5 protein-coding genes and 3 pseudogenes are annotated in these 7,253 nt (G+C 70.4%); 4 read left to right on the top strand and 4 right to left on the bottom strand.

Annotated elements, in window-relative coordinates:
- Window positions 1-91 precede the first annotated feature (91 nt).
- The 3 genes from ACWBNA_RS42345 to ACWBNA_RS42355 are packed head-to-tail and all read left to right on the top strand — an operon-like array spanning window position 92 to window position 2,989.
- Window positions 92-628, top strand: coding sequence for an MTB12 C-terminal domain-containing protein (locus tag ACWBNA_RS42345; protein ID WP_482709923.1), 537 nt, complete (start codon window positions 92-94; stop codon window positions 626-628).
- Complete coding sequence (locus ACWBNA_RS42350; protein WP_482709915.1) at window positions 603-1,895, top strand: ABC transporter substrate-binding protein; 1,293 nt, start codon at window positions 603-605, stop codon at window positions 1,893-1,895. Before ACWBNA_RS42345 ends, ACWBNA_RS42350 begins: the two co-directional genes overlap by 26 nt.
- A 53-nt stretch (window positions 1,896-1,948) precedes the next feature.
- The gene (locus ACWBNA_RS42355; RefSeq protein ID WP_482709916.1) at window positions 1,949-2,989 is read left to right on the top strand and encodes a helix-turn-helix transcriptional regulator; all 1,041 of its coding nucleotides are present in this window, start codon (window positions 1,949-1,951) and stop codon (window positions 2,987-2,989) included.
- On the opposite strand, the pseudogene ctaD reads toward ACWBNA_RS42355, so the two are convergent.
- Window positions 2,988-4,559, bottom strand: a pseudogene (ctaD, locus tag ACWBNA_RS42360) (aa3-type cytochrome oxidase subunit I); the annotation flags it as partial. The gene ACWBNA_RS42355 and the pseudogene ctaD overlap by 2 nt on opposite strands.
- Before the next feature lie 432 nt (window positions 4,560-4,991).
- Here ctaD and ACWBNA_RS42365 point away from each other — a divergent pair.
- Complete coding sequence (locus ACWBNA_RS42365; RefSeq protein WP_482709917.1) at window positions 4,992-5,207, top strand: I78 family peptidase inhibitor; 216 nt, start codon at window positions 4,992-4,994, stop codon at window positions 5,205-5,207.
- Between the two features lie 99 nt (window positions 5,208-5,306).
- Here ACWBNA_RS42365 and ACWBNA_RS42370 read toward each other — a convergent pair.
- From ACWBNA_RS42370 to ACWBNA_RS42380, 3 genes and pseudogenes are all read right to left on the bottom strand, one after another.
- Window positions 5,307-5,456: pseudogene (locus ACWBNA_RS42370) on the bottom strand (phosphatase PAP2 family protein); the annotation flags it as partial.
- A gap of 9 nt (window positions 5,457-5,465) precedes the next feature.
- Window positions 5,466-6,473 (bottom strand): phosphatase PAP2 family protein, encoded by a 1,008-nt coding sequence (locus ACWBNA_RS42375; RefSeq protein ID WP_482709918.1) that lies wholly within the window; start codon window positions 6,471-6,473, stop codon window positions 5,466-5,468.
- Between the two features lie 237 nt (window positions 6,474-6,710).
- Window positions 6,711-7,253: pseudogene (locus ACWBNA_RS42380) on the bottom strand (hypothetical protein); the annotation flags it as partial.

Here is a 7,253-nt window from a genome sequence, read left to right on the forward strand (position 1 = left end):
TCCGCCCATGGACTTGCACTATGCCTTCTGCAAGCTGACCCTGAAAGCACCGGGCGCCTACGGCCCGGACCGACACCCGGTGGTGAGCCAGATGGTTCTCGGGAGCGACCTCAAGCGGAGGAACGGCGGCCGAGGGCTGGTGGTGGGGGTGTTCCTCCTCGCCTCGGCCCTCACAGCGTGCTCGGACGACAGCGGCGGCGACGACACCACGCCGCCCACCCCCTCGGTGGAGACCTCCACCAGCGCGGAGCCGAGCCCGACCGCTCCGGACGACCCCGCGGCGGCCGAGCGGGAGATCAAGCGGAACTGGGTGAAGTTCTTCGATCCGGCCGTTCCGGTCGAGGACAAGCGGGCCGTCCTGGAGAACGGCGACCGGATGGGCCAGGTCCTGGACGGCTTCAGCGGCGACGAGCGCGGCGGCCAGGTGGAGGCGAAGGTCGGCAAGGTCGAGTTCACCTCGCCGACCGAGGCGAACGTGACGTACACCCTCACCCTGAAGGGCGCCACGGTCATGCCCGACGCCGCCGGTACGGCCGTCGAGCAGGACGACGTGTGGAAGGTCTCGGTCAAGACGCTGTGCGGGCTGGTCGGCCTGAGCGGCAATGCCTCGCCGGGTCCGGGCTGCTGAGTCGGCCGTCGCGGGCCTGCTGCTCCTCCTGGGCACGGCCTGCGGCAGCCGCCTCCCGGAGAGCGACTTCGAGCACGGCGACCGGACGCCGGCGCCCGCGCGGAGGGACGGCACGCCTGTCCGCGTCGGCATCATCACCAGCGCCACCAGCCCGGTCGGCGGCAACGCGTTCACCGGCCCGCGCGACGGCGCCAAGGCCTACTTCGACCGTCTCAACGCGCGCGGCGGCATCGACGGCCGTCCTGTCGAGGTGCGGCTGTGCGACGACGGCGGCAGCGGCGTCGGCAACAACACCTGCGTGCACAAGCTGGTCGAGGAGGACGAGGTCGTCGCCCTGGTCGCCACCACGGCCCTCGACTACGCGGGCGCCTCCCGCGTCTCACGCGCGCGCGTGCCCGACATCGGCGGCCAGCCCATCGGGGCCGCCTACGACACCTGGCCGCACCTGTACGGCATCTACGGCAGCCTCGCGCCCCGCGAGGGCACCACCGGCTGGGACGGCGAGCAGTACGGCGGCACCGAGGTCTACCGCTACTTCAAGCGCGAACACGGCGCCCGTACGGCCGCCGTCGTCTCGTACAACCAGGCCGCGTCCGCCGCCTACGCCTCACTGGTCGAGCGAGGGCTGAAGGCCGAGGGCTACCGGGTGGTCACCGAACAGGTCGACTTCGCGCTGCCCAACTTCCGCGCGGTCGCCGCCGATCTGAAGGAGCAGGGCGTCGACCTCGTCTTCGACGCCATCGACGGCCACGGCAACGCCCGGCTCTGCGAGGCGATGGACGACGCCGGCGTCCAGATCACCGCCAAGGTCACGAACGTACAGAACTGGACGTCCACCGTCCCCGAGGACTACAAGGACGCCCCGCGCTGCCGCAACGCCCTGTGGGCGACCGCGTCCAGCCGCAACCACGAGGACACCGGCCATGAGGCCGTACGGGAGTTCCGGGACGCCACCAAAGACCTGAAGACGCACTCGCAGTGGCAGTTGGAGGGCTGGGCGGCCGCGAGGTGGTTCACGGACGCGGCCAGGTCCTGCCCCCAAGGCGGCGTCACGCGTGCGTGCGTGGACGCCTTCATGAACCGCGGCGAGGGATACACCGCGGGCGGATTGCTCGTCCCGGTCGTGTTCGAGCGGTACGCCGAACCACCGAAGACCCGCCGGGCCTGTCTGTCGGTGGCCCGCTGGGAGGACGGGCGGGGATGGGTGTCCCAGGGAGACATGAACAGCACCTGCTTCGACGTTCCCCAGCTGCCGTACCGGCCCTGAAGGACGCCGATTGCGGACAGCGGCTGTCCGCGACCGCTGGCAGACTCGGCCCCATGTTGGAGACCTCGGCACGACTGCTGCGCCTGCTCTCACTCCTCCAGGCCCACCGCGAATGGTCCGGCGCCGACCTGGCCGACCGCCTCGGCGTCACCGCGCGCACCGTCCGCCGGGACGTGGACCGACTGCGCGAGCTGGGCTACCCCGTCAACGCCAGCCCGGGCACCGGCGGCGGCTACCAGCTGGGCGCGGGCGCCGAACTGCCCCCACTGCTGTTGGACGACGACGAGGCCGTGGCGGTCGCCGTGGGACTGCGCACGGCCGCCGGGCAGGGCATCGACGGCATCGGCGAGACCTCGGTACGGGCCCTCGCCAAGCTGGAACAGGTCCTGCCCGGGCGGCTGCGCCGCCGCGTGAGCGCCCTGAACGCCTTCACCGTGCCGATGCTGCGCGGCCCGCTGCCCTCCTCCGTCGACCCGGCCGTCCTCACCGAGCTCGCCAACCTCTGCCGGGACGCCGAACGGCTGCGCTTCGAGTACCGCGACCACGACGGCGCCCCCACCCGCCGCAGCGTCGAACCGCACCGCCTGGTGTGCAGCGAGCGCCGCTGGTACCTGGTCGCCTGGGACCTCGACCGCGACGACTGGCGTACGTTCCGCGTCGACCGCATGACCCCCAGGCCCCCGCACGGCCCGCGTTTCCCACCGCGCACCCCGCCCGCCGAAGACCTCGCCGCGTACGTCTCCCAAGGCGTCTCCACGCGCGCGTACGCCGCACACGCCGTCATCCGGCTGCTGGTGCCCCTGGAGGAGGCCGCGGAGCGAATCTCGCCTTCCGCCGGGACCCTGGAGGCCTCCGACGCGGACAGCTGCATCCTGCGCACCGGAGCCGCGAGCCTCGACGTGATGGTGCTCCACGTGATGATGCTGGGCTTCGAGTTCGAGGTGCTGGAGCCGGCCGAGCTGACGCAGGCGATCAGGACGGCTCGCGACCGGCTTGCTCGCTCTTTGGCTCGGGCTGGGGAATCTGCGCCGCGTACTCGGGATGGTGCAGGTCGAACGCCGGGGACTCGGAGCGCACCCGGGGCAGCGTGGTGAAGTTGTGCCGGGGCGGCGGGCAGGAGGTCGCCCACTCCAGGGAGCGGCCGAAGCCCCAGGGGTCGTCGACCTCGACCTTCTCGCCGTACTTGGTGGTCTTCCAGACGTTGTAGAGGAACGGCAGCGTCGAGATGCCGAGCAGGAACGCGCCGATTGTCGACAGCGTGTTCAGCGCGGTGAACCCGTCGGCGGCGAGGTAGTCGGCGTACCGGCGTGGCATGCCCTCCGCGCCCAGCCAGTGCTGCACCAGGAACGTCGTGTGAAAGCCGATGAACAGGGTCCAGAACTGGATCTTGCCGAGGCGTTCGTCGAGCATCTTGCCGGTGAACTTCGGCCACCAGAAGTAGAAGCCGGCGAAGGTCGCGAAGACGACCGTGCCGAAGACGACGTAGTGGAAGTGCGCGACCACGAAGTACGTGTCGGTGACGTGGAAGTCCAGCGGCGGCGAGGCGAGGATCACCCCGGTCAGACCGCCGAACAGGAACGACACCAGGAAGCCGGTCGCCCACAGCATCGGCGTCTCGAAGGAGAGCGAGCCCTTGATCATGGTGCCGGTCCAGTTGAAGAACTTCACGCCCGTCGGCACCGCGATCAGGAAGCTCATGAACGAGAAGAACGGCAGCAGCACCGCGCCCGTGGCGAACATGTGGTGCGCCCACACCACCATCGACAGACCGGTGATCGCCATCGTGGCCGCGACCAGGGTCAGATAGCCGAACAGCGGTTTGCGGCTGAAGACCGGGATGATCTCCGTGATGATGCCGAAGAACGGCAGCGCGATGATGTACACCTCGGGATGCCCGAAGAACCAGAACAGGTGCTGCCACAGGAGCGCGCCGCCGTTGGCCGCGTCGAAGACCTGCGCGCCGAACCGCCGGTCCGCCTCCAGGACCAGCAGCGCGGCGGCGAGCACCGGGAACGCCATCAGGATCAGGATCGACGTGAACAGGGTGTTCCAGGTGAAGAGCGGCATCCGGAACATCGTCATGCCGGGGGCGCGCATCCCGACGATGGTGGTGATGAAGTTGACCGCGCCGAGGATCGTGCCGAAGCCGGCCAGCGCCAAGCCCATGATCCACAGGTCGGGGCCGACGCCGGGGGAGTGCACGGAGTCGTTGAGCGGCGCGTAGGCGAACCAGCCGAAGGCGGCCGGGCCGGACGGCACCAGCAGCGAGCCGAGCACGATCAGTCCGCCGAAGAGGAACAGCCAGTACGACAGCATGTTCAGCCGGGGGAAGGCGACGTCGGGCGCACCGATCTGCAACGGCATCAGCTCGTTGGCGAAGCCCGCGAAACTCGGGGTCGCGAACAGCAGCAGCATGATCGTGCCGTGCATCGTGAAGAGCTGGTTGAACTGCTGGTTGTCGACGATCTGCAGACCGGGCCGGGCGAGTTCGGCGCGCATCAGCAGCGCCATCACACCGGCGATCAGGAAGAACCCGAACGACGTGATCAGGTAGAGATGGCCGATCTTCTTGTGGTCGGTGGTGGTCAGCCAGTCGACGACCACCCGGCCATGACGCTCGGTCCGCACGGGTCGTGCCGTCGCCTGCACGGTCTGCGTGCCCATCGCTCGCTCGCCCCTTCGCTCGCCCTGTCCCGGGCCCCCTGAAGCCCGCGCCACGCGTACCCGCGAGCTCCCGCCATGATGCTCGCGGGATCGCCTGGTCGACAGAGGGCGTACGGGGGTTCTGTGCCGGAACCGGGTATTTTCTCGTCCGGCAGCAGGACCCCGCGGGCCTCCGCGGAATCAGCGGGGGAAAGAGGGTGGGGAACGGTTCTCCCGGAACTTTCCGCCGGGCATTTCTCGCAGCTCTGGCGACACGCGGGAATTGCGTTCGATTACCTGCGGAAGGCCTAGGGAACCGCTCGTACGTGTGACGGAGTTCGAGGGAAACGGGTGTCGTGATTCTGTGACAGAAGCGTGACCGGAGAGGGACGCGTGACGCTGGGTGCGGGGCCCGGCCTTCCCCGGCCGTCGGACAGGGCCTAGCGTGGCCGTATGGCACCGATTCCGACTCCTGACTCCGAACCCGACGACAGTCCGGACACCTACGTCGGCCTCGACTCCGACCGGGCCGAACGGCTCGCGCGCGAGCGTGGGTGGTCGACGGTGCGGTCGCTGCCGCCGGGGGCGATCATCACCATGGAGTACCGCGTGGGACGGCTGAACTTCGAGGTGAAGGACGGGCAGGTGGCCCGGGCCTGGAAGGGCTGACCCACCCCGCACGGGGGCGGCCCCGGCTCTTGGAAAGAGAGCCGGGGCCGTCGCCGTGTCCGGTGGGCGGGTGCGTGCGTACCGGCCCGCTGTCCCAGGTCAGCCGCCCGTCAGGGGCCGGGCCGTCGAGGTGGTACCGCGCACCACGCGGTCCGTCTGGGGTGGGCGCCGACTGCCGGCCGGGGTGAGCGGAGTGCGTTCCGAGCGGACCGTGTGCGGGCCCGGGGCCAGGTAGACGGGCGCGCGCGGCGTCGNAGGTCAGCCGCCCGTCAGGGGCCGGGCCGTCGAGGTGGTACCGCGCACCACGCGGTCCGTCTGGGGTGGGCGCCGACTGCCGGCCGGGGTGAGCGGAGTGCGTTCCGAGCGGACCGTGTGCGGGCCCGGGGCCAGGTAGACGGGCGCGCGCGGCGTCGCGGTGCGGGCCGCGGTCTCGTTCTCGGAGGCCGGGCGCGGCTTGAGCCGCACGGGGGTCTCGACGGGCGACAGCGGTGCCGGAGCCGTGATGCCGCCGCGGGCGCGCCAGCGGTCGCGCAGGTCGAAGATCCCGGCCTCCGCGCGTGCGATCAGCGGCTCCATCCAGGGGAGCGCCAGCAGGACCAGCAGGCCGGCGGCCCAGCCGAGGAGCACGTCGCTCAGCCAGTGCGTACCGAGGTAGACCGTGGCCATGCCGACGCCGAGCGAGGTCACCGCCGACACGGCGGACAGCCAGCGGCGGGCCCATGGGGCGGAGGCCAGATAGGCCAGGATTCCCCAGGTCACCACGGCGTTGGCGGTGTGGCCGCTGGGAAATATATCGCCGCCCAGGCCCATCTCGTTCGAGCCGATGGCGGTCGCGTAGTGGGGCCCGAGTCTGCCCATGCCGAGTTTGGCCGCGCCGACCGTGATGTTCAGCAGCAGCAGGGCCGCGCCCAGGGTCAGCAGCGGCCGCAGCGTGTGCTGCCGCCAGGAACGCCAGCCCAGCCAGGCCGCGACCATCACCGCGGTCGGGCCGCGCTGGCCGAGCACCACGTAGTAGTCGACGAACCAGTGGATGCCGGCCCACTGCTGGTACGGCCGGAAGAACATGACCTGCCAGTCGAGTCGGACCAGCCAGGAGGTGGTCACCACGAGCCACACGATCGCCAGGTAGAAAGCCAGGGTTCCGGCGAGCAGCGCGACCCGGTGCCGGCTCATCTTCGGCACGTCGATGTGAGCCGGCCGTTCCGGCTCACGGTCCAGCCTCGCGAACACCCGGTCCAGACGGGTGAGGTTTCGTTCGGTACGCACCCAATCGACGTTACAGCGAGTGAGCTCTGGTCCCGGGCGAATCCACGGCTTTGTGATGACGATGTGATGTGGGATTCCTCTCAGAGAGAGGTTTATCTCCAATGATTCCGCAATGCCTGCCGCGCGTGTCCTTCAATTCCTTTGATCATTCTGGGTTGCGGTTTTATCCCGCTTATGAATTCGTTCACCGAATCATGGGGAGGAATTCTCCGGGCGCTCATCGCGCTCCGGAGCCGGTCAGGGCGGACCGGAGCCGTTCAGCCAGAACGATCCGTACACCGCCGATGCCACCGCGACCGTCCCGAGCACCGCAGCCGACCTGGGCGTACGCAGCCGGGCCAGGGCGAGGGCGAGCGGCAGCAGCAGGGGGAAGGCGGGCATCAGCAGGCGCGGTTTCGAGCCGAAGTAGCTCGACGCGCACAGGGCGAGGGCGGTGACGACACCCGCGTACACCAGGAGCGGCAGCGGTTGGCGCTGCCGAACACAGACGACGTACAGCCAGACGATCAGTCCGACCCCGACGATCAGCCCCACGCCCGCCAGGGCCGACGGAAACGACGTGAACTTGTCGGCGACGAAGCGGGCGAAGGCCTGGCCGCCGTCGAACCCGTTGCGCCAGCCGGCCTGGACGTCGAGGTAGCCGAGCGGGCCGCGGCCGGTGCGGTGGCCGACCCACAGCACGTAGGCGGCGGCGCCGAGGGGGGCGAGGAGCATGCCGAGGGCGCGGCGCGTGCCGGGGGCGCGGCGCGTGCCGGGGGCGCGGCGCGTGCCGGGGGCGCG

Source organism: Streptomyces sp. Q2 (assembly GCF_056820935.1).